Source organism: Hydrogenophaga sp. (assembly GCF_048549895.1).
Classification (GTDB): Bacteria; Pseudomonadota; Gammaproteobacteria; order Burkholderiales; family Burkholderiaceae_C; genus Hydrogenophaga.
In genome coordinates, this window is record NZ_JBLYYB010000246.1 from 1 (window position 1) to 23,237 (window position 23,237).

General features: G+C 66.5%; 22 protein-coding genes and 1 riboswitch. Of the genes, 8 read left to right on the plus strand and 14 right to left on the minus strand.

All coding sequences use genetic code 11. The features are described from left to right. Positions 1-439 precede the first annotated feature (439 nt). A complete protein-coding gene (gene alr / locus ACN4F8_RS22175; protein WP_419475552.1) occupies positions 440-1,552 on the minus strand; it encodes an alanine racemase in 1,113 nt (370 codons plus the stop codon). A gap of 195 nt (positions 1,553-1,747) precedes the next feature. Here alr and lplT point away from each other — a divergent pair, with 195 nt between their 5' ends. Then, complete coding sequence (gene lplT, locus ACN4F8_RS22180; protein WP_419475553.1) at positions 1,748-3,031, plus strand: lysophospholipid transporter LplT; 1,284 nt, start codon at positions 1,748-1,750, stop codon at positions 3,029-3,031. Here the strand turns inward: lplT and ACN4F8_RS22185 are convergent. Next, positions 3,028-4,236, minus strand: coding sequence for a hypothetical protein (locus ACN4F8_RS22185; RefSeq protein ID WP_419475554.1), 1,209 nt, complete (start codon positions 4,234-4,236; stop codon positions 3,028-3,030). The genes lplT and ACN4F8_RS22185 overlap by 4 nt on opposite strands. 182 nt (positions 4,237-4,418) lie before the next feature. On the opposite strand from ACN4F8_RS22185, the gene ACN4F8_RS22190 reads away from it, so the two are divergent. Continuing rightward, positions 4,419-4,901, plus strand: a complete 483-nt coding sequence (locus ACN4F8_RS22190; protein WP_419475555.1) for a glutathione peroxidase — start codon at positions 4,419-4,421, stop codon at positions 4,899-4,901. Here the strand turns inward: ACN4F8_RS22190 and ACN4F8_RS22195 are convergent. The 7 genes from ACN4F8_RS22195 to glnK form a co-directional block, all read right to left on the minus strand. Beyond that, positions 4,898-5,638, minus strand: a complete 741-nt coding sequence (locus ACN4F8_RS22195; protein WP_419475556.1) for an LrgB family protein — start codon at positions 5,636-5,638, stop codon at positions 4,898-4,900. The genes ACN4F8_RS22190 and ACN4F8_RS22195 overlap by 4 nt on opposite strands. Continuing rightward, positions 5,635-5,979, minus strand: coding sequence for a CidA/LrgA family protein (locus ACN4F8_RS22200; protein ID WP_159602843.1), 345 nt, complete (start codon positions 5,977-5,979; stop codon positions 5,635-5,637). Before ACN4F8_RS22200 ends, ACN4F8_RS22195 begins: the two co-directional genes overlap by 4 nt. Then, positions 5,976-7,217 carry a glycolate oxidase subunit GlcF gene (gene glcF / locus ACN4F8_RS22205; protein ID WP_419475557.1) on the minus strand — a complete coding sequence of 414 codons (1,242 nt, stop codon included), beginning with the start codon at positions 7,215-7,217 and terminating at the stop codon, positions 5,976-5,978. The genes ACN4F8_RS22200 and glcF overlap by 4 nt, the downstream gene beginning before the upstream one ends. A 5-nt stretch (positions 7,218-7,222) precedes the next feature. After that, positions 7,223-8,347, minus strand: coding sequence for a glycolate oxidase subunit GlcE (glcE, locus tag ACN4F8_RS22210; protein ID WP_419475558.1), 1,125 nt, complete (start codon positions 8,345-8,347; stop codon positions 7,223-7,225). 75 nt (positions 8,348-8,422) lie between these two features. Then, positions 8,423-8,647 (minus strand): hypothetical protein, encoded by a 225-nt coding sequence (locus tag ACN4F8_RS22215; RefSeq protein ID WP_419475559.1) that lies wholly within the window; start codon positions 8,645-8,647, stop codon positions 8,423-8,425. Between the two features lie 111 nt (positions 8,648-8,758). Then, the gene (locus tag ACN4F8_RS22220; RefSeq protein ID WP_419475560.1) at positions 8,759-10,204 is read right to left on the minus strand and encodes an ammonium transporter; all 1,446 of its coding nucleotides are present in this window, start codon (positions 10,202-10,204) and stop codon (positions 8,759-8,761) included. Positions 10,205-10,235: 31 nt separating this feature from the next. Continuing rightward, positions 10,236-10,574, minus strand: a complete 339-nt coding sequence (gene glnK / locus ACN4F8_RS22225; protein ID WP_056264790.1) for a P-II family nitrogen regulator — start codon at positions 10,572-10,574, stop codon at positions 10,236-10,238. Between the two features lie 394 nt (positions 10,575-10,968). On the opposite strand from glnK, the gene ACN4F8_RS22230 reads away from it, so the two are divergent. Further along, positions 10,969-12,522, plus strand: coding sequence for a YifB family Mg chelatase-like AAA ATPase (locus tag ACN4F8_RS22230; protein WP_419475561.1), 1,554 nt, complete (start codon positions 10,969-10,971; stop codon positions 12,520-12,522). 68 nt (positions 12,523-12,590) lie between these two features. Further along, complete coding sequence (locus ACN4F8_RS22235) at positions 12,591-14,030, plus strand: NAD-dependent succinate-semialdehyde dehydrogenase (protein ID WP_419475562.1); 1,440 nt, start codon at positions 12,591-12,593, stop codon at positions 14,028-14,030. A 24-nt stretch (positions 14,031-14,054) separates the two neighbouring features. Here ACN4F8_RS22235 and ACN4F8_RS22240 read toward each other — a convergent pair whose 3' ends face one another. Further along, the gene (locus ACN4F8_RS22240; protein ID WP_419475563.1) at positions 14,055-14,453 is read right to left on the minus strand and encodes a DoxX family protein; all 399 of its coding nucleotides are present in this window, start codon (positions 14,451-14,453) and stop codon (positions 14,055-14,057) included. A 122-nt stretch (positions 14,454-14,575) separates the two neighbouring features. Between ACN4F8_RS22240 and ACN4F8_RS22245 the strand changes: the two genes are divergently transcribed. Together ACN4F8_RS22245 and ACN4F8_RS22250 are read left to right on the plus strand one after the other, a co-directional pair. Then, complete coding sequence (locus tag ACN4F8_RS22245; protein ID WP_419475564.1) at positions 14,576-14,944, plus strand: helix-turn-helix domain-containing protein; 369 nt, start codon at positions 14,576-14,578, stop codon at positions 14,942-14,944. Continuing rightward, on the plus strand, positions 14,941-16,170 hold the full coding sequence (locus ACN4F8_RS22250; protein ID WP_419475565.1) for a type II toxin-antitoxin system HipA family toxin: 1,230 nt from the start codon (positions 14,941-14,943) through the stop codon (positions 16,168-16,170). Before ACN4F8_RS22245 ends, ACN4F8_RS22250 begins: the two co-directional genes overlap by 4 nt. On the opposite strand, the gene metH is transcribed toward ACN4F8_RS22250, so the two are convergent. Together metH and ACN4F8_RS22260 are read right to left on the minus strand one after the other, a co-directional pair. Beyond that, positions 16,167-18,863: a methionine synthase gene (metH, locus tag ACN4F8_RS22255; RefSeq protein ID WP_419475571.1), complete on the minus strand. Its 2,697-nt coding sequence runs from the start codon at positions 18,861-18,863 to the stop codon at positions 16,167-16,169. The two genes, ACN4F8_RS22250 and metH, sit on opposite strands and share 4 nt — an antisense overlap. A gap of 69 nt (positions 18,864-18,932) precedes the next feature. Continuing rightward, a riboswitch (S-adenosyl-L-homocysteine riboswitch) is annotated at positions 18,933-19,029 on the minus strand. Positions 19,030-19,071: 42 nt separating this feature from the next. Next, entirely contained in the window at positions 19,072-20,154 is a 1,083-nt protein-coding gene (locus ACN4F8_RS22260) for a Fic family protein (RefSeq protein WP_419475566.1), read from the minus strand. Positions 20,155-20,291: 137 nt separating this feature from the next. Here ACN4F8_RS22260 and ACN4F8_RS22265 point away from each other — a divergent pair, with 137 nt between their 5' ends. Next, entirely contained in the window at positions 20,292-21,887 is a 1,596-nt protein-coding gene (locus tag ACN4F8_RS22265; protein ID WP_419475567.1) for a sigma 54-interacting transcriptional regulator, read from the plus strand. Between the two features lie 14 nt (positions 21,888-21,901). On the opposite strand, the gene ACN4F8_RS22270 is transcribed toward ACN4F8_RS22265, so the two are convergent. Together ACN4F8_RS22270 and ACN4F8_RS22275 are read right to left on the minus strand one after the other, a co-directional pair. Further along, positions 21,902-22,195 (minus strand): type II toxin-antitoxin system RelE/ParE family toxin, encoded by a 294-nt coding sequence (locus ACN4F8_RS22270; protein ID WP_419475568.1) that lies wholly within the window; start codon positions 22,193-22,195, stop codon positions 21,902-21,904. Next, positions 22,192-22,419 carry an addiction module protein gene (locus ACN4F8_RS22275; RefSeq protein WP_419475569.1) on the minus strand — a complete coding sequence of 76 codons (228 nt, stop codon included), beginning with the start codon at positions 22,417-22,419 and terminating at the stop codon, positions 22,192-22,194. The genes ACN4F8_RS22270 and ACN4F8_RS22275 overlap by 4 nt, the downstream gene beginning before the upstream one ends. A gap of 177 nt (positions 22,420-22,596) precedes the next feature. On the opposite strand from ACN4F8_RS22275, the gene ACN4F8_RS22280 reads away from it, so the two are divergent. After that, positions 22,597-22,815, plus strand: a complete 219-nt coding sequence (locus ACN4F8_RS22280; protein WP_419475570.1) for a hypothetical protein — start codon at positions 22,597-22,599, stop codon at positions 22,813-22,815. Positions 22,816-23,237: the final 422 nt, after the last annotated feature.

The following is a 23,237-nucleotide window of genomic DNA, read 5'->3' on the forward strand; positions in this document are numbered from 1 at the left end:
CTGACGGCGGGCTCGTTGGCCTGGGTTTCTGTGTGCGGGCCCTCACCCCAGCCCTCTCCCAGAGGGAGAGGGAGTGAATGCGGGAGCCAACTCCCCCTCAGGCAAACGTGTCTTGCCCCCTCTCCCTCTGGGAGAGGGCAGGGGTGAGGGCACCCCCACCAACCAATTGGCCGGAGAACACCTCCCCCTGCCGTCATTCGCTGGCGAGTAGCGCAGGAGCGCCCGGATCACGGGCGCGCATGTCCGAAGGCCGCGCAGCGGACAAGTTTGCGCGCACCCCGGGCGATCCGAGCAACGCAGCGTGCCCGAAGGGCCAGCGAATTCGGCTCGCCTTTCTTTTGGGTACTTTTCTTTGGCGAAGCAAAGAAAAGTGCCTCGGCCGCCGGGCCGAGACCCGGCTCGCCACGACAACAAAAACCTCACGACAAAGAAAGCAAGATCAAGAAGAGAACGGAACCCGCGCCGCAACAGCACACATCAACTCATACCCAATCGTCCCCGCCGCAGCCGCCACCTCATCCACCCCCAACACCGCCCCAGCCGCAGCCCGCCCCCACAACACCACCTCCGACCCCACCCCCGCAGCATCGAGGCCTGAGAGGTCCACCGTCACCATGTCCATGCTCACCCGCCCCACCACCCGGGTGCGCACGCCGTCCACCAGCACCGGCGTGCCATTGGGTGCGTGGCGCGGATAACCATCCGCGTACCCACACGCCACCACGCCGATGCGCATGGGCCGGTCGGCCGTGAACGCCGAGCCGTAGCCCACGGTGTCGCCGGCCTGCAGGCTTTGCACGCCGATGACGCGGCTTGACAAGGTCATGGCCGGTTGCAGGTTCCAGTCAGTGGCGGAGCGGGCGGGAAAGTCGGGCGCGCTGCCGTAGAGCGCGATGCCTTCGCGCACCCAGTCGGCGGCCAGTGTCGTCACGCCTTCGCCGCGCAGTGCATCGCCCGGGTTCCTCAACAAGGCCGCGCTGTTGCACAGCGTGCGCTCGCCCGGCAGGTCGGCGGTGGCGGCTTCGAAGGCGGCCACCTGGTGCGCAATGCCACGCGGGCCGTCGGCGTCGCTGAAGTGGGTCATGAGCGTGATCTCGTCCACCTGCGGCAGCGCGTTGAGCCGCGCCCAGGCGCTGCGAAACGCGTTGGGGGTGAAGCCCAGGCGGTTCATGCCGCTGTTGAGCTTCAGGAACACGCGGTGCGGCACCAGCGTCTTGTGCGCGGCCAGCCAGTCGATCTGCTCGGTGCAGTGCACGGTGTGCCACAGGTGCAGGCGCGAGCACAGCTCCAGGTCGCGCGGCTCGAAGGCGCCTTCGAGCAGCAGGATGGGGCCGCGCCAGTCCAGCGCGCGGATGCGTTCGGCCTCGGCCAGATCGAGCAGCGCGAAACCGTCGGCGGCGCGCAGGGCATCAAAACAGCGCTCGATGCCGTGGCCGTAAGCATTGGCCTTGACCACCGCCCACACCCGCGCATCGGGGGCGCATTCGCGGGCGCGTTGCAGGTTGTGGCGCAGGGCTTCGGGGTGGACGGTGGCGAGGATCGGGCGGGGCATGGGCGGGCGGGCGTGAGGTCCGTCATCGAAAGGCGTTGCAGGCGGGTTCAACGCCGGTGAATGCGTGGTCGTTCAAAGGCCGCGTGCTATAACCCCGCATCCCCTGGAGACCCCCGTCAACTGTCGCATAAAAAAGCCGCTGCGACCCGCTCAGCCACCCTGCGCTGAGGCCCTTCGGCGCTCAAAATCATCGCCATGAAGCGCGGCTTCTACACCATCATGACGGCGCAGTTCTTCAGTTCGCTGGCGGACAATGCGTTGTTCGTGGCCGCGATCGAATTGCTGCGCACGCGCGGCGCACCCGAGTGGCAAAGCGCCGCCCTCGTCCCCTTGTTTGCCTTGTTCTACGTGGTGCTTGCGCCCTTCGTGGGGGCGTTCGCGGATGCGCGGCCCAAAGGCCAGGTCATGTTCATCAGCAACGCCATCAAGGTGGTGGGCTGTCTGCTCATGCTCACCGGCGTGCACCCGCTGCTGGCCTACACGCTGGTGGGTCTGGGCGCAGCGGCTTACTCGCCGGCCAAATACGGCATCCTCACCGAGCTGCTGCCACCGTCACAACTGGTCAAGGCCAACGGCTGGATCGAGGGCCTGACCATCGCCTCCATCATCCTGGGCGTGCTGCTCGGCGGTCAGCTGGTGAGCCCCTGGGTGTCGGCGCACCTGCTGGCCATCGACATCCCCGGTTTCCACACCGGCATTCACCACCCCGCGCAAGCCGCCGTGGCTGCGTTGATGTTTGTCTACATGCTGGCCGCGTGGTTCAACACCCGCATCCCGCTCACCGGCGTGACCCCGCGCCCCATGCCCGCGAACCCCTGGGCATTGCTGCCCGATTTCTGGCGCTGCAACAGCCGCCTGTGGCGCGACCGGCTGGGCCAGATCTCGCTGGCCACCACCACCTTGTTCTGGGGTGTGTCGGGCAACCTGCGCTACATCGTGCTGGCCTGGGCCGGTGCGGCACTCGGCTACAGCACCACACAAGCCTCGTCGCTGGTGGGTGTGGTGGCGCTGGGCACGGCGGTGGGCGCGGTGGTGGCTTCCATGCGCATGCGGCTGGACCAGGCCACGCGCGTGATGCCGCTGGGCATCGCCATGGGCGTGCTGGTGATCCTCATGAACGTCATCGACAACGTGTGGGTGGCCGCGCCGTTTCTGGTGCTGCTCGGTGGCCTCGGCGGTTTTCTGGTCGTGCCGATGAATGCGCTGCTGCAACACCGCGGCCACAACCTCATGGGCGCGGGCCGGTCGATCGCGGTGCAGAACTTCAACGAGCAGGCCTGCATCCTCACGCTGGGCGCGCTTTACAGTTTTTCCACCGGCATGGGCTGGTCGGCCTTCGCGGCCATCACCGCGTTTGGTGTGCTGGTGGCCGGCTTCATGGCCGTGATCGCGCTGTGGCACCGCCACAACCAGCGGGTGCATCCGCACGAGCTGGAGCGGCTTCTAGAGATCGCGCGCCGCGACGATCTGCACGGCTAGAACCCGACGTTCGTTGGCGCGAAGCCGTCCAGGCTCACCAACCGGTGCTGCGCCAGCACCTTGTACAGATCACTTTCGCTCACCGAGCGCGACAGGTAGGCGTCGCTGCCCGCCAAGCCCGCTTTCATGCGGTCCATGCTGCCGGCTGTGGGCGCGAACATGATCACCACCGGCGCGCCCTTGGGGCCTTTGGTCTGTTTGGCGGAGCGGCAGATCTGGTTGGCGTCGGGCTCGCCCTTGAGCCGGTCGATCACCACCAGACGGTAAGGGTTGGCCTTGAGCATCACCAGCGCCTGCGCCGCCTCGCGCGACCAGTCCACCGCCAGGCCGTAGCGCTTGAAACGCTTGAGCAGGATGCGCCCTTCCACCAGGCTCTCGGCCACGAGCAGCATGTCGCCGCGCGCCGTCTCGGGCACGGCGGTCTTGTCGGAGCTGATGCGCGAGCGCGGCGCGCGGGTGGAGCGTGGTGCGGGTGGAGACGGCAGGTCGTCCAGGCCACCAAAGTCGGTCAGGCGCATGGTGCCTGCGCGGTTGGTGGCGGCGGTGCGCGGCGCTGAAGCCGGCGCAGTGGGCACCGCAGGTTGGGGCTTCGGCCCGTCGCGCTGCATGGGGCGGGTGGGCGGAAACTCGGTGTCGCCCGAGCGGCGCCGGCGGTTCACGGCGGGCGCCATGACGCTGGGCTCTTCTTCGGGTGGCAGCGTGGCGGAGAAGCCGCGATCAGCGCCAGCGCGGGAAGCCACTGCAGGCGCGTGCTCGGGCGCAGCCTGGCGGCCGCTGGCCAGGCGCATGCTGGCATCCAGCCCTTGCAACTGGGAGCTCTCATACGGCTGGGTGGCCATGAAGCTGCGGGCGAGCACGCGCTTCTCAGTGGCGGCCGACGGGCGCGCACCCACGATCACATCCAGCGCATTGAGCACCGACACCAGCTTGACCGGCTTGAACTGGATCGGCCAGCCGGTGCCGCCATCGGACTGGCCCACCAGCAGGATCTTGCCGGGCAACTCGGCGTACCGCACGAGGTGCAGGGCCTGGGTGTTGTCGGCGTTGACGATCAGGATCTGCGCGTCCATCACCTCGTCCTGCACCAGGTAGCTGGGCGGTCGGCGCGCGGCCATGCGGAAGAAGGATTCGAAAGTGGCCGACTCGGCTTGCGTGAAGCCCACCAGCGCGACCGAGTACGCTGCCACCGAATATGCTGCCACCATCGATTTGTCCCGCCCGCTGAAATTTGGGTTAACGCCGCAATACCCTTGATGAGTATGCCTTTTTTGTAACGGAATACGCTGTCACGTGTTCCGATGTCATATGAAATGCGACACCTTCGGCCTGTCTTCGAGCACGCATCCCGACTTGACATTTGACCCACCAACACACAACGGAGCCGCCCATGTCCAGCATTCACGACTTTGAAGCCTTGTCCATCGACGGCAAGCCTGTGTCCCTTGCGCAGTTCAAAGGCAAGCCGATGCTGATCGTCAACACCGCCAGCGCCTGCGGCTTCACGCCGCAGTTTGGCGGGTTGGAAAAGCTGCACAAAACCTATGGCGAGCGTGGCTTGGTGGTGCTGGGCTTTCCGTGCAACCAGTTCGGCAGCCAGGACCCCGGCAGCAACGACGAAATCGCCAGCTTCTGCCAGCTCAACTTCGGCGTGAGCTTTCCCATGATGGAGAAGATCAACGTGAACGGAGCCGACGCCCACCCGCTGTACCAGTGGCTCACGGCAGAGGCGCCCGGCCTGCTTGGCAGCAAGGCGATCAAGTGGAACTTCACCAAATTTCTGGTGGGCAAGGACGGGCGGGTGATCAAGCGCTACGCGCCACAGGATGCGCCGGAGAAGCTGGCCGCCGACATTGAAGCCGCGCTGGCTTAGACCCACCGCAAGAGAAGCCCGGCCACCAACGGCAGCGCCACCGCGCTGAACAGCGCCGACAGGCCCATGGCCAGACCGGCGAAGGCGCCCATCTCTTCGCTCACCTGAAACGCCCGCGCGGTGCCGATGCCGTGGGCCGCCGTGCCCAGCGCAAAGCCGCGCACCACCGGGTCTTTGATGCGCAGGGCGTCGAACAGAAACCGTGCGCTGGCCGCGCCGATGATGCCGGTGGCCGCCACCAGCACGGCGGTGAGCGAGGGGATGCCGCCGATCTTCTCGGCGATGCCCATGGCCACGGGGCTGGTGACCGACTTGGGCGCGAGCGACGCCAGCGTGGCCTTGGACGCGCCCAGTGCCCAGCCCACACCGATGGCCGTGACCGTGGCCGCCAGCGTGCCCACCACCAGCGCACCCACGATGGGCAGCCACAGGCGCTTGAGCCGCGGGAGCTGTTCGAACAGCGGAATGGACAGCGCCACGGTGGCAGGCCCGAGCAGGAAGTGCACGAACTGCGCACCTTCGAAGTAGGTGGCGTAGGGCGTGCCCGTGGCCCAGAGCAGCGTGGCCAGCACCGCGATGGCGATGGCCACCGGGTTGGCCAGCGGGTTGAAGCCGCTGCGCTGGTAGAGCAAAAAGGCGCCGTGGTAGACCAGCAGCGTGAGCGTGAGGCCCAGCAGCGGCGTGGCCGAGAGGTAGACCCAGATGTCGGCCAGCGCGCCGGGCAGGGCGGGGCTCATGTGCGGGTGCGTTTCATCAACCACGCCATGGTGAGCGCCGCACTCGCCAGCCCCACCAGCGTGCTCACCACCAGCGCCACCCCGATGGCCAGCGCCTCGTTGCCCAGGCGTTGCAGGTGCAACATCACGCCCACACCGGCCGGCACGAAGAGCAGCGAGAGGTGCTGCAACAGCGTCTGCGCCGTGGGCTTGATGGCGCCCAGCACCGAAGGCCGCAGCACCAGCGTCAACAGCAGCAGGGCCAGGCCGACCACCGGGCCGGGCATCGGCGCACCCGAGGCGAGCACGAGCGCTTCGCCCAACAACTGAAACACCAGCAGCGTGGCCAGCGCGGGGATCATGGCGCGGACAGCGCCTCGTCCAGCACTTCCACCCAGTGCCGCACCGGTGTGGTGGTGCCGCTTTGCAGATGCGTGATGCAGCCAATGTTGGCGCTGGTGATCACGCTGGGCTGCAGTTCACCCAGGTGGCCGAGCTTGCGGTCGCGCAGCTCGTAGGCGATCTCGGGGTTGAGCACCGAATACGTGCCGGCCGAGCCGCAGCACAGGTGGGCTTCGTTCTTCGCCACCTGCACCGTGAAGCCGAGCGCGGCCAGGTGTTGCTCCACACCGCCTTTGAGCTTCTGGCCGTGCTGCAGGGTGCAGGGCGGGTGGAAGGCGATCACGCGCGAGGCGTCGGGCTTGTGCTTGAGCAAGGGCCGCAGCGCGGGCACCAGCGCGGGCAGCAGTTCGCTCAGGTCTTGCGTGAGTTCGCTGATGCGCGCGGCCTTGGCGGCGTAGGCCGGGTCGTCGCGCAAGATGTGGCCGTATTCCTTCACCGTCACGCCGCAGCCAGAAGCGTTCATCACGATCGCTTCCACAGCGTTCGGGCCTTCCACCAGCGGCCACCAGGCGTCGATGTTGGCGCGCATCTGCGCCATGCCACCGCTCTGGTCGTTGAGGTGGAATTTCACCGCGCCGCAGCAGCCCGCGGCCGGCGCCAGCACGCCCTGGATGCCGGCAGCGTCCAGCACGCGCGCGGTGGCGCTGTGGATGCTGGGCATCATGGCCGGCTGCACACAGCCCGCGAGCAGCAGCACGCGGCGCGCATGGGTGCGGGTGGGCAACTGGCCTGCAGCGCGCGGCGCGGGCACCTTGTTTTGCAGCGAGGCCGGCAGCAGCGGGCGCACGAGTTGGCCGAGTTTCATGGCCGGGCCGAACAGCGGTGACGGCAAGCCTTCCTTGAGCAGCCAGCGCACCGATTTTTCAGCGGCCGGGCGCGGTACTTTTTCGTCCACCAGCTGGCGGCCGATGTCGACCAGGTGGCCGTAGTCCACGCCGCTGGGGCAGGTGGTTTCGCAGTTGCGGCAGGTGAGGCACCGGTCCAGGTGCATCTGCGTCTTGCGCGTGGGCTCGGCGCCTTCGAGCACCTGCTTGATCAGGTAGATGCGCCCACGAGGCCCATCGAGTTCGTCGCCGAGCAACTGGTAGGTGGGGCAGGTGGCGGTGCAGAAACCGCAGTGCACACACTTGCGCAGGATGGCTTCTGCCGCGCGGCCGTCGGCGCGGGCCTGGTATTCGGGGGAGAGCTGGGTTTGCATGGGATTCAGGCCATGCGACCTGGATTGAAGATGCCTGCGGGATCGAACGATTCGAGCAAGCGGGCCTGGATGCTTTGCAGCGCGGCGCTCTGGCTCTGGAAACGCGGTACGCCGGGCGCACCGTCTGCGCCCGCGCGGAACAGGGTGGCGTGGCCGTTGACTGCACTGGCCGCCGCACGCAACTCGGCGGCTGCCGAGGCTGGCGCCCACAACCAGCGCTGCGCGCCCTGCCACTCAATGAACTGCGCATGCGGCAAGGCCAGCACAGGCGCGGTCTGCGGCACCGAGAGGCGCCACAGGCACGCATCGGGCGACGGCGCGGTGAAGAAGGGCAGGCGCTGGTCGCGGCAGGCGTCCCAGTCGGGCCCGGCTTGCGCGTTGTCCATGCGCGTGCCGCCGGCCTCGCGCGCCATGCGTTCGCAGGCCGCTTCCACCGCGGCCACGGCGCCGCGCAGGCGCACGAACAGCAGTTCGGGCGCGTCCGCCGCCGTCGCATCTTTCACCCAACAAGAAGCGTTGATCGGCAGTGGCTGGCCACCCCAGCGGTGCAGTTGTTCCAGCGCGTCGTGTTGACCCAGTGGGAACACCAGCGTGGCCTCGGCCAGCGCCACCGGCAGCACCTTGAGGCTCACCTCGCTGATGAGGCCCAGCGTGCCCATGGCTCCCGCCATCACGCGGCTGACGTCGTAACCGGCCACGTTTTTCATGACCTGGCCACCGAAGGTGAGCAACTCACCGCGACCGTTGATGAAGCGCGCACCCAGCACGTAGTCGCGCACCGAGCCGGCCGTGGCCCGCGCCGGGCCGGCCAGGCCTGTGGCCACCATGCCACCCACGGTGCCGCCCGGGCCGAAGCGTGGGGGCTCGAACGGAAAGCACTGGCCCTGCTCGGCCAGCAGCGCTTCCACCTCGGCCAGCGGCGTGCCACTGCGCACCGTGATCACGAGCTCGGTCGGCTCGTAGCTGACGACGCCGGACCAATCCGCGGTGGAGAGCACGTTGCCGGTGGCGGGTGTGCCGAGAAACGATTTGGTGTCGCCACCGACGATGCGCAGGGGCTGGCGGTCGGCGCTGGCTTGCAGGATCTGGTCGATCAGGTGGCCGGGGTGTTCGGTGGTGCTGGCTTGCATCCGGTCGATGGTAGTCGCCGGTGCTCCGCTGGACGTTGAATTTTTTGCACAGCGCCCTGCAAACGCGCCGCCGGATCAGTGCGTGTAGCCCAGGCACATGCCCGCATTCGCCCGACCCTTGCATTCGCGCTGGAGGCGCTTCTCCCGCGCTGCGGGGCTTTCCTCCGACGGCGCTTTGTGGAACTTCACCGACGTGGGTTTGCGTGCAGTGCCGGATTTGCTCGGCTCGGCCCCATGGGCACAAAGCGCGAGGACGGCACACAAGGCGATCAAGCTGCGGGGCAAAGAAGCGTGGCTCATGGGTTCCTCCAGGTTGCTGCGTTGAAAATGCAGTAACTATAAAGAACTCAACAGGCGCAAAAAAACCCGCGGGCCGGGCGGCCACGCGGGTTCGGGTTCCGCAGCGGATGATCAGCGGTTGTAGGCCGTCTCGCCGTGGGCGGTGATGTCCAGACCTTCGCGTTCGGCTTCTTCCGTGACGCGCAGACCGACCATCATGTCAACGATCTTGTAGCAGATGAAGGCCACGATGCCCGACCACACCAGGGTGATCAGCACGCCTTCGGCCTGCACCACCATCTGGCTGGCGATGGAGTAGTCGTCGCCCTTGATGCCACCCAGCGAGCCGGCGGAGAACACACCGGTGAGCAGCGCGCCCACGATGCCGCCCACGCCGTGCACACCGAACACATCCAGCGAGTCGTCAGCGCCCAGCATCTTCTTGAGACCGGACACGCCCCACAGGCACAGGAAGCCTGAGATCAGGCCGATGATGATGCCGCCCATGGGGCCCACCGAACCGCAGGCCGGGGTGATGGCGACCAGACCGGCCACCGCGCCGGACGCAGCGCCCAGCATCGAGGCCTTGCCTTTGGACAGCGCTTCGCCGACACACCAGGCCAGCACCGCAGCGGCGGTGGCCAGCAGGGTGTTGATGAAGGCCAGACCGGCGCCGCCGTTGGCTTCCAGGTTGGAGCCGGCGTTGAAGCCGAACCAGCCCACCCACAGCAGCGAGGCACCGACCATGGTCAGCGTCAGGCTGTGAGGCGCCATCGATTCCTTGCCGTAGCCAATGCGCTTGCCCAGCATGTAGGCACCGACCAGGCCGGCGATGGCGGCGTTGATGTGCACCACGGTGCCACCAGCGAAGTCCAGCGCGCCCTTGTCAAACAAGTAACCACCGGCGCCCCAGACCATGTGGGCGATCGGCAGGTAGCTGAAGGTGAACCACAGGGCGCAGAACATCAGCACGGCGCTGAATTTCATGCGCTCGGCGAACGAGCCCACGATCAGTGCGCAGGTGATGCCGGCGAACGTGGCCTGGAAGGCAACGAAGATCAGCTCGGGAATCATCACACCGGGGGTGAAGGTGGCGGACAACGTGGCGGGCGTGATGCCCATCAGGAAGACCTTGTCGAGGTTGGCAATGATCAGGCCTTCACCGCCGAACGCCAGGCTGTAGCCGTACACGGCCCACAGCACGACGATCAGCGAGAACACCACCATCACCTGCATCAGCACCGACAGCATGTTCTTGCTGCGGACCAGGCCGCCGTAGAACAGGGCCAGGCCGGGCACGACCATGAGCACCACGAGGATGGTGGAGACCATCATCCAGGCCACGTCGCCCTTGTCCATGGTTTCCTTGACCGCTTCTGCGGCAGCGGGTGCTGCCTCGGCCGGGGCGGCAACGGCAGCCGCCGGGGCTTCCACAGCGGCAGGGGCGGCAGCAGGGGCATCGGCAGCGGGCGCTGCGGCGGCAGCCGGCGGCGCTTCGGTCGTGGTCTGCGCGGTGGCGCTCAGGCCTGCAAAGGCCAGGCCGGCGCCCAGCAGCAGGGTTGCAATCAGTTTTTTCATGTCTGTGATCTTTCTTGTTCAGTGGCGATGATCAGAGCGCTTCTTTGCCGGTTTCGCCGGTGCGGATGCGAACCACCTGTTCGAGCGAGGTGACGAAAATCTTGCCGTCGCCGATCTTGCCGGTGCGTGCCGCACCTTCGATGGCTTCGATCACACGATCGACGAGGTCGTCGGAGACGGCCGCTTCGATCTTGACCTTGGGCAGGAAGTCGACCACGTATTCCGCGCCGCGGTACAGCTCGGTGTGGCCCTTCTGGCGGCCGAAGCCCTTGACTTCGGTCACGGTGATGCCTTGCACGCCCATGCCGGAGAGTGCTTCACGCACTTCGTCCAGTTTGAACGGCTTGATGATGGCTGAAACCATTTTCATGCTGCTATTCCTCTTCTTGAACAGGAGGGTGATGGGACCGGATGGCCGACACCGAGGTGGAAACGAGTTCGGCATGCCCGGGAGCAAACCAATCGCGGTGGGCTGACTGCGGCATGGCGAACCACGCTTCGAATCAATCGCTTACAAGACCTAGCAGGGAATATGCCAACCCCGCCAATCCATACCCGGTGGGGTTGGGCGGCGCGCCGGTCACTACAGTGGCCGGCGCAGGCATCTACCCGCGCTGAGACCCCACCAGCGCACCCAAGGAGCTGTGCACCCCCGTGTGGCGGCTTGCACCCCTCAGGTGCGCACCAGACAAGTGCCTGCCCACAAAACCGTGCGAGTCCGGGAAATTGCGTCAATCACGCACCGAAACAGGGAGTAAATCGAGATGAGTCTGTCTTTGGTGCGCAGCCGCGCCCTGCTTGGCCTGGACGCGCGACCGGTGCAGGTGGAGGTCCATCTGGCCAACGGCCTGCCCAGCTTCACCCTGGTGGGCCTGGCCGACACCGAGGTGAAGGAGGCCCGCGAACGGGTGCGCTCGGCCATCGCCAACGCGGGGCTGGAGTTCCCGTCCAACAAACGCATCACGGTCAACCTGGCACCGGCCGACCTGCCCAAGGACTCCGGCCGCTTCGATCTGCCCATCGCCCTGGGCATCCTGGCGGCCAGCGGCCAGATCAGCGCGGCGCGCCTGGCCGACTGGGAATTTGCCGGCGAGCTGTCGCTTGGTGGTGAGTTGCGCCCGGTGCGCGGCGCACTCGCCATGAGCCTGGCGCTGCACCGCGCCGCCGGCCATGAGGCCACCACCGCACGCCTCGTGCTGCCGCCGGGCAGCGCCGAAGAAGCCGCGCTGGTGCCACAGGCCCAGGTTTACCGGGCAAATCATCTGCTGGATGTGATCGCCCGCTTCCTGCCCGAAAGCACGGCCGCTCCCGAGCCACCGGACGACCGGGGTTGGGCCCGCCTGAGCGCCCAGGCCATCACCCCCACCGCGCACCCCGCCGATCTGGCCGACGTGAAAGGCCAGGCGGCGGCGCGCCGCACGCTGGAGATCGCAGCGGCTGGCGGACACAGCCTGCTCATGCTGGGGCCACCGGGCTCGGGCAAGTCCATGCTGGCCCACCGCTTCGCGGGTTTGCTGCCGCCCATGAGCACGCTGGAAGCGCTCGAATCGGCAGCGGTGGCTTCGCTGGCCGGGCGCTTTGATCTGCAACGCTGGGGCCAGCGCCCCACCTGCGCGCCGCACCACAGCGCCAGCGCGGTGGCCCTGGTGGGTGGCGGCTCGCCACCAAGGCCGGGGGAGATTTCGCTGGCGCACCACGGCGTGCTGTTCCTGGACGAGCTGCCCGAATTCCCCCGCGCCGCACTGGAAGCCCTGCGCGAACCGCTGGAGAGCGGTCACATCCGCATCTCGCGCGCGGCCATGCAGACCGAATTTCCGGCGCGCTTTCAATTGGTGGCGGCCATGAACCCCTGCCCCTGCGGTTTTCTCGGCCACCCCACCCAGGCCTGCCGCTGCACCCCCGACCAGGTGGCGCGCTACCAGGGCAAGCTCAGTGGCCCGCTGCTGGACCGCATCGACCTGCACGTGGAGGTACCGGCCCTGCCGACCGAGCACCTGCTGACCCATTCAATGGGTGAAGCGAGTGCGGTGGTGCGTGAGCGCGTGGTGGCTGCGCGCGATCGTTCGCAGGCCCGGCAAGGCATGGCCAATCAGTCGCTGGCCGGCCGGATGCTGGACCAGCATGCGCTGGCCGAGCCCACCGCGCTGAAGTTCCTGCACACCACCGCCGCGCGACTGGGCTGGAGCGCACGCAGCACCCACCGCGCGCTGCGCGTGGCGCGCACCATCGCCGATCTGGCGGGCGCCCAGGGCGTGAGCGCCTCCCACGTGGCCGAAGCGGTGCAGTACCGGCGGGTGTTGAAGAAGACCGGCGCTTGAACGCGGTCGTCCTGTCATGGGGCAACTGGTAAGGTTTGCGGTTTCCCCCTTCCATGCAGGAGACCGACATGAACTACCCCAACACCCAACTCTTCATCCACGGCCAATGGCGCGACGCCGCCGCGGGCGAAACGCTGGCCGTGTTCAACCCGGCCACCGGCCAGGAAATCGGCCGCGTGGCCCACGCCCGCCAGGCCGACCTGGACCTGGCCTTGGACGCCGCACAAAAAGGCTTTGAAGTCTGGCGCGACAAGCCCCCCATCGAGCGCGCCAAGGTCATGCGCGCGGCCGCGGCGCTGATGCGCGAACGCGCCGGCGCCATTGCCGCGCTGCTCACGCAGGAGCAGGGCAAGCCGCTGGCCGAAGCCAAGGGCGAGGCCATGGCCGCCGCCGACATCATCGAATGGTTCGCCGACGAAGGCCTGCGGGTGTACGGCCGCATCGTGCCCTCGCGCGGCAACCTCGCCATGCGCCAGATGGTGCTGAAAGACCCGGTCGGCCCGGTGGCCGCGTTCACGCCGTGGAACTTCCCCATCAACCAGGTCGTGCGCAAACTGGCCGCAGCGCTGGCCACGGGCTGTTCCATGATCGTGAAGGCGCCTGAAGAAACACCGGCCGCTCCCGCCGAGCTGGTGCGCGCGTTTGCCGACGCGGGCCTGCCACCCGGCGTGTTGGGTCTGGTCTACGGCACGCCGTCGGAGATCTCCAGCTATCTGATCGCGCACCCGGTCATCCGCAAGATCACCTTCACCGGCTCCACGCCGGTGGGCAAACAGCTCGCGGCCATGGCCGGCCAGCACATGAAGCGCGTGACCATGGAGCTGGGCGGGCACGCGCCGGTGATCGTGGCGGAAGACGCCGACGTGGCCCTGGCGGTGAAAACCGCGGGCGGTGCCAAGTTCCGCAACGCGGGGCAGGTCTGCATTTCACCCACGCGTTTTCTGGTGCACGAGAGCATCGCCCAGGAGTTCTCGGCCGCGCTGGTGAAACACGCCGCCGGCCTGGCGGTGGGCGATGGTTCAGCCGAGGGCACGCAGATGGGCCCGCTGGCCAACCCGCGCCGTGTGACGGCCATGGCCGAATTCACCAAAGATGCGTTGGAACGCGGCGCCACGCTGGCCACCGGCGGTGAGCGCATCGGCGAAGCCGGCAATTTCTGGCAGCCCACCATCCTCACCGACGTGCCGCTGGACGCCCGCGTGTTCAACGACGAGCCCTTCGGCCCCATGGCCGCGGTGCGAACGTTCAAGACGCTGGACGAAGCGATTGCCGAGGCCAACCGCCTGCCGTTTGGCCTGGCCGGTTATGCCTTCACGCGCTCGCTGAAAAACGCGGACCTGCTGGCGCGCCGCGTGGAGGTGGGCATGCTGTGGGTGAACATGCCCGCCATGCCCTCGGCCGAAATGCCGTTCGGCGGCATCAAGGATTCGGGCTACGGCTCCGAGGGCGGCCCGGAGGCCATGGAGGCCTACTTGAACGCGCGCGCCGTTTCGATCATGAACGTCTGACCGCGCGCCAGCGCGCCGCCCGGCTCACCTGTTGGGGCCGAGGCGGTTGGTGAACGCCACCACCAGCGCGGTCATGAAGAAAAACGCCTGCAGCTCCAGGCGCCAACCGCCGGTGGCCGTGATGTCCATGAACTGGGAGGCATGGGCCAGGCCCACGGCAAACGCCATGTTGATCGCGATCACCAGCGCCGCCGGCACCACCCACACACCGGCCAGCAGGAACAGCGGGGCGATCAACTCGCCCAGGTACACGCCGTAGGCCAATGCACCGGGCAAGCCGTTGCTCACCAGCATGCCTTCGATGCCGCCCACACCCCCGGTCACCTTGGCCCAGCCGTGAAAGATCATGAGGATGGCCAGCGTCCAGCGCAGCAGGATCACGCCCAGGCGGGGCTGGTTGAAGAGGTTGTTGAGTGCGTTCATGAAAGGTCCGTGTGAATTGAAAAGAGGCCCATTGGGCTGAGCGCTTTGTACAGGAGAGGGTTCCCTCTCTGTCAAAAGCAACATAAACTTGCTCGAAATACCCATTTCAACCAGCTTTAAAGATGCCCAAGGCCTCGCCTTCCCTGCAAGCGCTGCCCCCGGAAGCCGCCGCGGCGCTCGTTCGCCTGGGCGAACACCTCGCGCTGGCTCGGGTGCGCCGGCAGGAGTCGCAGCGGGCCTGGGCCCAGCGGCTGGGGGTGTCGGTGCCCACCCTGGCGCGGCTGGAGCGGGGCGATCCGGGCGTGAGCGCGGGCATTCTGGCCACCGCGCTCTGGATGGTCGGGCGCACGCAGGCACTGGGTGATCTGGCCGCGCCCGAGCTCGATGCCGGGGCTTTGGAGCTTGACATCCGCGCCGCGCGCCGCACCCGCGCCGTGCGTTCGCAGGCCTCCATCAGCGCGCGGCTGGCGCGCAAGCCGGGGCCACCATGACCTACATCCCGGTCGACACCCTGCACCTCTGGTACCTGGGCCGTCCGGCTCAGCCGGTTCGTGTCGGTGAACTGAACCTGGTGATGGGTGGGCGCGGCGTGTCGCTGCGCTACGCGCCTGAGTGGTTGCGCCAGGGCTTTGCGCTCAGCGAAGACCTGCCCCTGGTCGACCGCGAACACCTGCCCACCGAGAAGGACTGCGCCGCCGGCGCGGTGGACGACGCGCGGCCCGACCGCTGGGGCGAGCGCGTGATCCGGCTGCTGCACCGCCCGCCGCGCCTGTCGCTGCTGGAGCTGCTGTACTTCACCGGCGACGACCGTTTTGGCGCCCTCGGTGTGTCGTCCTCACCCGATCAGTACCTGCCCCACGCCACGCCCGCCTTGCCGCTGCTGGCCGACGCGCAGGCGCTGCACGCGCTGGTGCGCCGCGTGCAGCAGGGCACACCAGTCGATGAAGCCGAGCGCCGCCTGATCGCACCCGGTGCCACCATGGGCGGTGCGAGGCCCAAAGCGTTGATCGAGATTGACGGCAAAAGCTGGGTGCTGAAATTCGGCGACGAGACCGGCTCCCATGAAGGCCTGCTCGAACACGCCAGTCTCACACTCGCGGCCCTGGCCGGCATTCGCGTGGCCACCACGCGCCCGGTGCCACTGGCCAGCGGCACGGCATTGGCCATCGAGCGTTTTGACCGAGCGCCGGCTCAGCGCGTGCACGCGCTGTCGGCCCACGTGGCCTTGCGCGCGGCCGGCAGCGAACCCGGTTACCCGGCACTGGCCCAGTTGCTGCGCCGACGTGGCGTGCTGGCCCATGGCCAATGGCAGCACGACATGCACGAGTTGTTTCGCCGGCTCGTGTTCAACATCCTGATCGACAACACCGACGACCACGAGAAGAACCACGTGCTGCTGGTGCAGGACAACCAGCAGCTGCGCCTGTCACCGGCGTTCGACGTGCTGCCCACCGGCCAGGCGCTGGGCTACCAGTCGATGCAGGTGGGGACAGAGGGGGCGGTGAGCAGCGTGGACAACGCGCTGTCGATGGCGGCCATGTACGGCCTGAGCGCACGCGAGGCGCTGCAAGAGGCCCGTCGCGTGGCCGGTGTGGTGCACGGCTGGCAGGCCCACTTCAACGCGCTGGGTGTCAGCGCTGCCGCCACCGCGCTGCTGGCCGATCAGATTGACCGGCCGTTCCTGCGCGAACAGCGGCGAGCGCTGCTCGCCGCTTAAAGGTTCGGCGCCAGCCAGCGCTGCAGTTCTTTCTCCGCCACCGCGCTGCGCCTGGCCAGATCGGCCACCTGGTCTTCGCCGATCTTGCCCACGTTGAAATAGGCGCTCTCGGGGTGGCTCAGGTAGAAGCCGCTCACGCTGGCCGCCGGGGTCATGGCCAGGCTTTCGGTCAGGCCCATGCCGATGTCTTCGCACTGCAGCAGATCGAAGGTCGGGCGCTTGACCGAGTGGTCCGGGCAGGCGGGGTAGCCCGGCGCCGGGCGGATGCCTTGGTACTTTTCCTTGATCAGGTCTTCGTTGCTCAGCGTTTCGCCCTCCGCGTAGCCCCAGAGGTCGGTGCGCACGCGGTGGTGCAGGCACTCGGCCAGGCCCTCGGCCAGGCGGTCGGCCAGGGCCTTGAGCATGATGGCGGAGTAGTCATCGTGGTCGTCGATGAACAGCTTCTCTTTCTTCTCCACGCCCAGGCCGGCGGTGACCGCGAACATGCCCACGTAGTCGTCGGCCACGCCCTTGGGCGCCACGAAGTCGGCCAGGCACCGGCTGGGCCGCATCACGCCGTCCACCTCGAAGCGCTCGGTCTGCTGGCGCAGGCCGTGCCAGGTGAGCGCCACCTCGCGGCGGCTCTCGTCCGTGTAGAGCTCGATGTCGTCGTCGTTCACGCTGTTGGCCGGGTACAGGCCCACCACCGCGCTGGCGCTGAGCCAGCGGCCTTCAATCAGCCGCTGCAGCATGCGCTTGCCGTCGCTGAACACACGCCGCGCTTCTTCGCCCACCACCTCGTCTTTGAGGATCTCGGGGAAGGGGCCGGCCAGGTCCCAGGTCTGGAAGAAGGGCGCCCAGTCGATGTACTTCACGATCTCGTTCAGGTCGAAGTTCTTGAACACACGCTTGCCGATGAAGCGTGGCTTCTTCGGCTCGAAGTTGCGCCAGTCGATGGGGGTCTTGTTGGCGCGCGCCTTGGCCAGCGGCCACAGCGGCACCTGCTTCTTGTTGGCGTGCTGGGTGCGCACCTTGTCGTAGTCGGCGTTGAGATCGGCGATGTACTGCGCCGCCTGGTCCGACAACAGCCCCTGCGCCACGCCCACGCTGCGCGAGGCATCAGGCACATAGACCACCGGGCCGCTGTAATGCGGCGCAATCTTCACCGCGGTGTGCACGCGGCTGCAGGTGGCGCCGCCGATCAGCAGCGGAATCTGCTTCTCGCGGAAATGCGCGTCTTTCTCCATCTCGCCGGCCACGTACTGCATCTCTTCCAGGCTGGGCGTGATCAGGCCCGAGAGGCCCACGATGTCGGCGCCCTCGGCCTTGGCCATGGCCAGAATCTCGTGGCAGGGCACCATCACGCCCATGTTCACCACCTCGAAGTTGTTGCACTGGAGCACCACGGTGACGATGTTCTTGCCGATGTCGTGCACGTCGCCCTTCACCGTGGCAATCACGATCTTGCCCTTGGGCTTCACGTCTTCGCCGGCCGCCACCTGGGCCAGCTTCTCGGCCTCGATGTAGGGCAGCAGGTGGGCCACGGCCTGTTTCATCACGCGTGCGCTCTTCACCACCTGCGGCAAAAACATCTTGCCCTGGCCAAACAGATCGCCCACCACGTTCATGCCGTCCATGAGCGGGCCTTCGATCACGTTGAGCGGGCGGCCGCCACCGGCCTCGATCTCGCGCCACATCTCTTCGGTGTCTTCGCTGATGAAGTCGTTCATGCCGCGCACCAGCGCGTGTGAAAGGCGCTCGCGGATCGGCAGCGCGCGCCACTCGTTCTTCTTGCTGTCGTCCTTGGCCGCGCCCTTGGCGTTCTCGGCCACTTCTACCAGGCGCTCGCCCGCGTCGGCGCGGCGGTTCAGCACCACGTCTTCCACCCGCTCGCGCAGGTCGGGTTCCAGCTCGTCGTACACGCCGACCATGCCGGCGTTGACGATGCCCATGTCCATGCCGGCCTTGATGGCGTGGTACAGGAAGACGGTGTGGATGGCTTCGCGCACCGGGTCGTTGCCGCGGAAGCTGAACGACACGTTGGACACGCCGCCACTCACCTTGGCGCCCGGCAGGTTCTGCTTGATCCAGCGCGTGGCGTTGATGAAGTCGACCGCGTAGTTGTTGTGTTCTTCGATGCCGGTGGCGATGGCAAAGATGTTGGGGTCGAAGATGATGTCTTCCGGTGGAAAGCCCACCTCGTCCACCAAAATTCGGTAGGCCCGTTCGCAGATCTCGACCTTGCGCTCGTAGGTGTCGGCCTGGCCCTTTTCGTCAAACGCCATCACCACGGCCGCCGCGCCGTAGCGCTTGACCAGCCGCGCCTGGCGCTTGAACTCGTCCACGCCCTCTTTCATGCTGATGGAGTTCACCACGCCCTTGCCCTGCACACAGCGCAGGCCGGCCTCGATCACGTCCCACTTGGAGCTGTCCACCATCACCGGCACGCGCGCAATGTCGGGCTCGCCGGCAATGAGGTTGAGGAACTTCACCATGGCCGCCTTGCTGTCCAGCATGGCCTCGTCCATGTTCACGTCGATGATCTGGGCACCGTTTTCCACCTGCTGGCGCGCCACGGCCAGCGCCTGCTCGTACTCGCCGTTCAGGATCATGCGGGCGAAGGCCTTGGAGCCGGTGACGTTGGTGCGCTCGCCCACGTTCACAAATAGGCTGTCCGAGCCAATGCGCAGCGGCTCCAGGCCGGAGAGCAGCATGGGCGGAACGACAACGAAAGGGGAGAGAGATTCGGACATGCGGCTCACCAAGACAGTTTTGCAGAAACAGACTGGTGAGCGCCGTTTTGGGCCTGTTCGTGCCCACTCAAGCCTGACGCACACGCGAACCCTGGGGGCCGGTGGCGCTGCAGCGCTCCTTGAGAGGGTTGGATTTTAGCTGCTGATGCCGCGCAAGCCAGACATGGGCTCAGCGGGCGGCCCGATGCTGCTCTAACAAGATGCCATTGAGTGCCGTGTTCACGTAGTAGTTGCTGCGGCCCACCTTCTGTTTGCCGAGGAAGCCACCGTCCACCAATGCGTCCAGGTACTTGGTGGCCGTCAAACGCGACACCTGCAAATCCCGCTGCACGAATTCGATCTTGGTGTACGGGTGCATGAACAGGTTGTTGATCAGGTCCTGGCTGTAGAACTTGAAGCCGCTGCGGATGCGGTGCTTGTAGTCGAACAGGGCGGCCTTGATTGCCTGAACGGTCGTCACCGTCTGGCGGGCCGTGATCTCCACCGCTTGCAGCATGTAGAGCACCCAGTCTTCCCAGGTGTCGTTGTCGCGCACGGTCTGCAGCAGTCGGTAGTAGTCGGCCTTGGTTTGCACGATGTGGCTGCTCAGATAGAGCACCGGAATCTCCAGCAAGCCTTCTTTCACCAGATACAACACGTTGAGGATGCGCCCTGTGCGGCCATTGCCGTCGTAGAACGGGTGAATGCTCTCGAACTGGTGGTGCATCAGCGCCATCTTGATCAGCGGGTCGGCCGCAAACAACGTGTCGTCGTTCATGAACCGCTCCAGGCCGCTCATGAGCGCCACGATCTCGGCCGGGTCTTGCGGCGGCGTGTACACCGTCTGGCCCCCGCCGTCTTTGAGAGCCGTTCCCGGCAGTTTGCGAAAGCCCGCGTTGTTGCGCTCCAGTTCAGCCTGAATCCCCACGATGTGGTTGGCTGAAAGCAGCCCACTCGTGCGCACCTGCTCGAAGCCAAAGCGCAGCGCCTGCCGGTAGCGCAGCACCTCCTTGGTGGCCGGGTCGGCAAAGGCGTCGGGGTGCACATCGCCCTTGAACAGCTCGTCGTGCGTGGTGACGATGTTCTCGATCTCGGAACTGTCCTTGGCCTCCTGCAGACCCAGGGTGTTGATGAGGATGCCCTGGTTGGGAATCGACGCCGCCATGCCTTTGAGTTCGGCCAGTTGCCGGCTGCTGCTGGCCAGTTTTTTCAGGATGGCGGGCGTGTCAAAGCGAGCCGGGTCCAGGTGTTCGAGGGGTTTCAGAGTCGACATGGTGGTTGCCGAGGCCTTCTATCTGTATAAAAAAGCGAATTTTCTATGCATGTTAAACACCACGTGTATAGAAAGCTAAACCTTTTTGTGCTGAGGCAAGGCCTGAGCAGTGGTGCGATGCTTGCTTGACCCTCCCCATGCCCCACCGCACCGACCCCGAACCATCCAGCACCGACTGGCACGCCCAGGAGCTGCTGCTCATGCGCGAGGTCATGAAGCTGGTGGGCCGCAGCCTGGCGCCGGCCTTTGTGTTGCGCGAGATGCTGCACCTGATGAGCGAGCTGCTCGGCCTGAACCGGGGGCGCATGGTGCTGGCCGACGAAAGCAGCCCCGGCCAGGCCAAAGACAAGCGCACGGCCTCCATCCGCCACGCCTACGGCCTCACCGCCGGGCAGGTGGCCAGCGGCGTGTACCGCTGGGGCGAGGGCATCACCGGGCGGGTGCTGCAGACGGGGCTGCCCGCCATCGTGCAAGACGTGGACGCCGAGCCGCTGTTTCTGTTTCGCTGCGTGCCGCGCAGCCAGCTGCCGCCCCAGACCGTGGCCTTCATCGCGCTGCCCATCGAGGTGAACGGTGCCACCATCGGCGTGCTGGCCTGCCACCGCATCCGCAGCCGCCAGCGCCACTTGAACGACGACCTGGCCGTGCTGCGCATCTTGGCCACGCTGGCCGGCCAGCTGCTGCAGCTGGAACAGCTGGTGGCCGAAGAAACGCGCCAGCTCGAAGAGCGCAACGCAGCCCTGGCCCGCGCGCTCGACACGAGCACCGCGCGCTACGGGCTCATTGGCCGCTCACCCGCGCTTTTGCAGGCGCTGGGCGAGCTGGAGCGGGTGTCGCAGTCGCAGGCCACGGTGTTGCTGCTGGGCGAGTCGGGCACCGGCAAGGAGCTGTTTGCCCGCGCCGTGCACCTGGCCAGCGGCCGGCACGACCAGCCCTTCATCAAAGTGAATTGCTCGGCCATCCCCGAGACGCTGTTTGAGTCCGAACTGTTCGGCTACGAGCGCGGCGCCTTCACCGGCGCCAACACCGCGCGCGCGGGCTGGTTCGAGCAGGCCAACGGCGGCACCATCTTTCTGGACGAGATCGGCGAACTGCCGCTGGCCATGCAGAGCAAGCTGCTGCGCACCCTGCAAGAAGGCACGCTGGTGCGCCTGGGCGGCACGCGCGAGCAAAAAGTGAATGTGCGCCTGGTGGCCGCGACCAACCGGGACCTGGCGCGCGAGGTGCAGGCCGGGCATTTCCGCCAAGACCTGTATTACCGGCTCAACGTGATCCCCATCCGCCTGCCCAGCCTGCGCGAGCGGCGCGAAGACATCCGCGCACTCGCCCTGCATTTTGTGAACCGCGCCAACCAGGCCCACGAGCGCAACGTGCACCTGGCGCCCGAGGCCATGGCGCGGCTGGAAGCGCACGACTGGCCCGGCAACATCCGCGAACTCGGCAACCTCATCGAGCGCCTGGTGCTGCTGACCGACCACACCCGCGTGACCGCCGTGGCGCTGGAGCGCTTCATGCCCGAGTCGCTCACGTCCCTGCCCGCCACCGAGCCCCCGCCCGCGCTGCCCATGCCCGCCGGCAATGTGCGCGAATACCAGAGCGCCCGCTCCCACAGCCCGCAGGCCCTGCAAGACGCCCTGCAACGCCACCAAGGCAACCAGACCCAGGCCGCCCAAAGCCTGGGGCTCACGCTGCGGCAGTTCAGCTACCGGCTGCGCAAGGCCGGGCTGCGGTGAGAGATGGAGCGAGGCTATTGCCGGGTGCCGCCGAAGCCCGGCCTTCTGTGCTGATGGCGGACCACGATGATCCGTATACCCGGATCAAGATGTCGATAGACGACCGAGTACGGAAAGACGCGCATGGGAAACACGCGGCGACCCTGGGTGGTCGGTGTGCCAAAACCAGGATGCGCGCTCAAGAGTTCTGCAACACGTTCGAACTCGTCGAGGAAACGCTGTGCGACCAACAAGCCGGCCTGCTCTTCATAAAAATCCAGCGCGTCAGCGATGTCTTGCTCTGCGCCGGGGTGGAGCGAATACGTCACCGAACCAACCTTTGCCGCAGGCGGTTCATGGCATCTTGCGCGGAGACTTCGACCACCGCGCCCGAAGCCAATGACGCTTCTCTTCGATCGGCCTCCAGATCCCAAGCGCTTTCGACTTCGGGGTCAGCGTCGAGGCTTGCGATGAGGCGTTCCAGGAGATGTGAACGGTCAGCAGGACCGAGCTTCAGCACTTCAGATTCCAAGGCTTCAAGATTGGTGGACATGTTGATCTCCAACGTGACTTCACAGAACGAGCTGTAGCTTGCCATAACCAACGCAATCGCCCAACGCCATGCTGCACGACGGGTTTGCGTTCAAGGGGAGTGGCCAAGGGCTGCGCACGCAGCTACGGGATGTGTGACAGCATCGAAGCCATTGACCCCGATTTGCGAGAAGCCGCCATGAAAACCATCGACGAAATGCTGAACCTGGCCTTGCTGACCCCCGACGAGCACCAGCAGATCAGCAGCTGGATTGCCCAGGCCGACACCCCCGACGAGATCCTGAAAATGCCGCCCCTGCTGTGGCGCGCGGTGGAGCGGGCGAGTGCGGTGATGGGGATTGACGAGGATTTGCTGCGGCCGCCGGCGCTGGATGCGGAGGATGTGGTTCTCCGATAGGCCTAACGACAGATAGGTTGCGGGCCGACCCATCGGCCAAGATGGATGCGTTCAATCGCCAGAGTTTTCCAATCGCGATCGGTCACGAGCTTTGCAGCCGTGGACATGGTGCCGATGCTCTCGAATGGAATCGAACAATCGACACGCCCAAATGAACCCTGTCTCGTTGATTTTATTGAGTTTTTTCCAACGAGTTGAGCACTGGGTGTACCACGTCCGCATACCAGAATACCAAGCCGTCCTTGAACGCCACAAGACCTGAATGACGCTATGCGGCCAAGTGCATCGGTCCAACCGCATCCGGAATTGTTAGACCGTCGGAGAAAAACATAACCTCTGCGCCTTGATATCGATCTTGGGCGCTGTAACTCAGCCCGTAAACAATAGAACGATATGCCTGATAGAGGGTTTGAATCTGCGGC

Bases quoted from the DNA above. Each gene is read 5' to 3' on its own strand.
- ACN4F8_RS22185 (WP_419475554.1), bottom strand. From the start codon at position 4,236: ATGGTGGCAGCATATTCGGTGGCAGCGTACTCGGTCGCGCTGGTGGGC.
- lplT (WP_419475553.1), top strand. From the start codon at position 1,748: ATGAAGCGCGGCTTCTACACCATCATGACGGCGCAGTTCTTCAGTTCG.
- glcF (WP_419475557.1), bottom strand. From the start codon at position 7,217: ATGCAAACCCAGCTCTCCCCCGAATACCAGGCCCGCGCCGACGGCCGC.
- ACN4F8_RS22235 (WP_419475562.1), top strand. From the start codon at position 12,591: ATGAACTACCCCAACACCCAACTCTTCATCCACGGCCAATGGCGCGAC.
- glcE (WP_419475558.1), bottom strand. From the start codon at position 8,347: ATGCAAGCCAGCACCACCGAACACCCCGGCCACCTGATCGACCAGATC.
- ACN4F8_RS22215 (WP_419475559.1), bottom strand. From the start codon at position 8,647: ATGAGCCACGCTTCTTTGCCCCGCAGCTTGATCGCCTTGTGTGCCGTC.
- metH (WP_419475571.1), bottom strand. From the start codon at position 18,863: ATGCTGCTCTCCGGCCTGGAGCCGCTGCGCATTGGCTCGGACAGCCTA.
- glnK (WP_056264790.1), bottom strand. From the start codon at position 10,574: ATGAAAATGGTTTCAGCCATCATCAAGCCGTTCAAACTGGACGAAGTG.
- ACN4F8_RS22230 (WP_419475561.1), top strand. From the start codon at position 10,969: ATGAGTCTGTCTTTGGTGCGCAGCCGCGCCCTGCTTGGCCTGGACGCG.
- alr (WP_419475552.1), bottom strand. From the start codon at position 1,552: ATGCCCCGCCCGATCCTCGCCACCGTCCACCCCGAAGCCCTGCGCCAC.
- ACN4F8_RS22250 (WP_419475565.1), top strand. From the start codon at position 14,941: ATGACCTACATCCCGGTCGACACCCTGCACCTCTGGTACCTGGGCCGT.
- ACN4F8_RS22275 (WP_419475569.1), bottom strand. From the start codon at position 22,419: ATGTCCACCAATCTTGAAGCCTTGGAATCTGAAGTGCTGAAGCTCGGT.
- ACN4F8_RS22260 (WP_419475566.1), bottom strand. From the start codon at position 20,154: ATGTCGACTCTGAAACCCCTCGAACACCTGGACCCGGCTCGCTTTGAC.
- ACN4F8_RS22195 (WP_419475556.1), bottom strand. From the start codon at position 5,638: ATGAGCCCCGCCCTGCCCGGCGCGCTGGCCGACATCTGGGTCTACCTC.
- ACN4F8_RS22220 (WP_419475560.1), bottom strand. From the start codon at position 10,204: ATGAAAAAACTGATTGCAACCCTGCTGCTGGGCGCCGGCCTGGCCTTT.
- ACN4F8_RS22280 (WP_419475570.1), top strand. From the start codon at position 22,597: ATGAAAACCATCGACGAAATGCTGAACCTGGCCTTGCTGACCCCCGAC.
- ACN4F8_RS22200 (WP_159602843.1), bottom strand. From the start codon at position 5,979: ATGATCCCCGCGCTGGCCACGCTGCTGGTGTTTCAGTTGTTGGGCGAA.
- ACN4F8_RS22190 (WP_419475555.1), top strand. From the start codon at position 4,419: ATGTCCAGCATTCACGACTTTGAAGCCTTGTCCATCGACGGCAAGCCT.
- ACN4F8_RS22245 (WP_419475564.1), top strand. From the start codon at position 14,576: ATGCCCAAGGCCTCGCCTTCCCTGCAAGCGCTGCCCCCGGAAGCCGCC.
- ACN4F8_RS22240 (WP_419475563.1), bottom strand. From the start codon at position 14,453: ATGAACGCACTCAACAACCTCTTCAACCAGCCCCGCCTGGGCGTGATC.
- ACN4F8_RS22265 (WP_419475567.1), top strand. From the start codon at position 20,292: ATGCCCCACCGCACCGACCCCGAACCATCCAGCACCGACTGGCACGCC.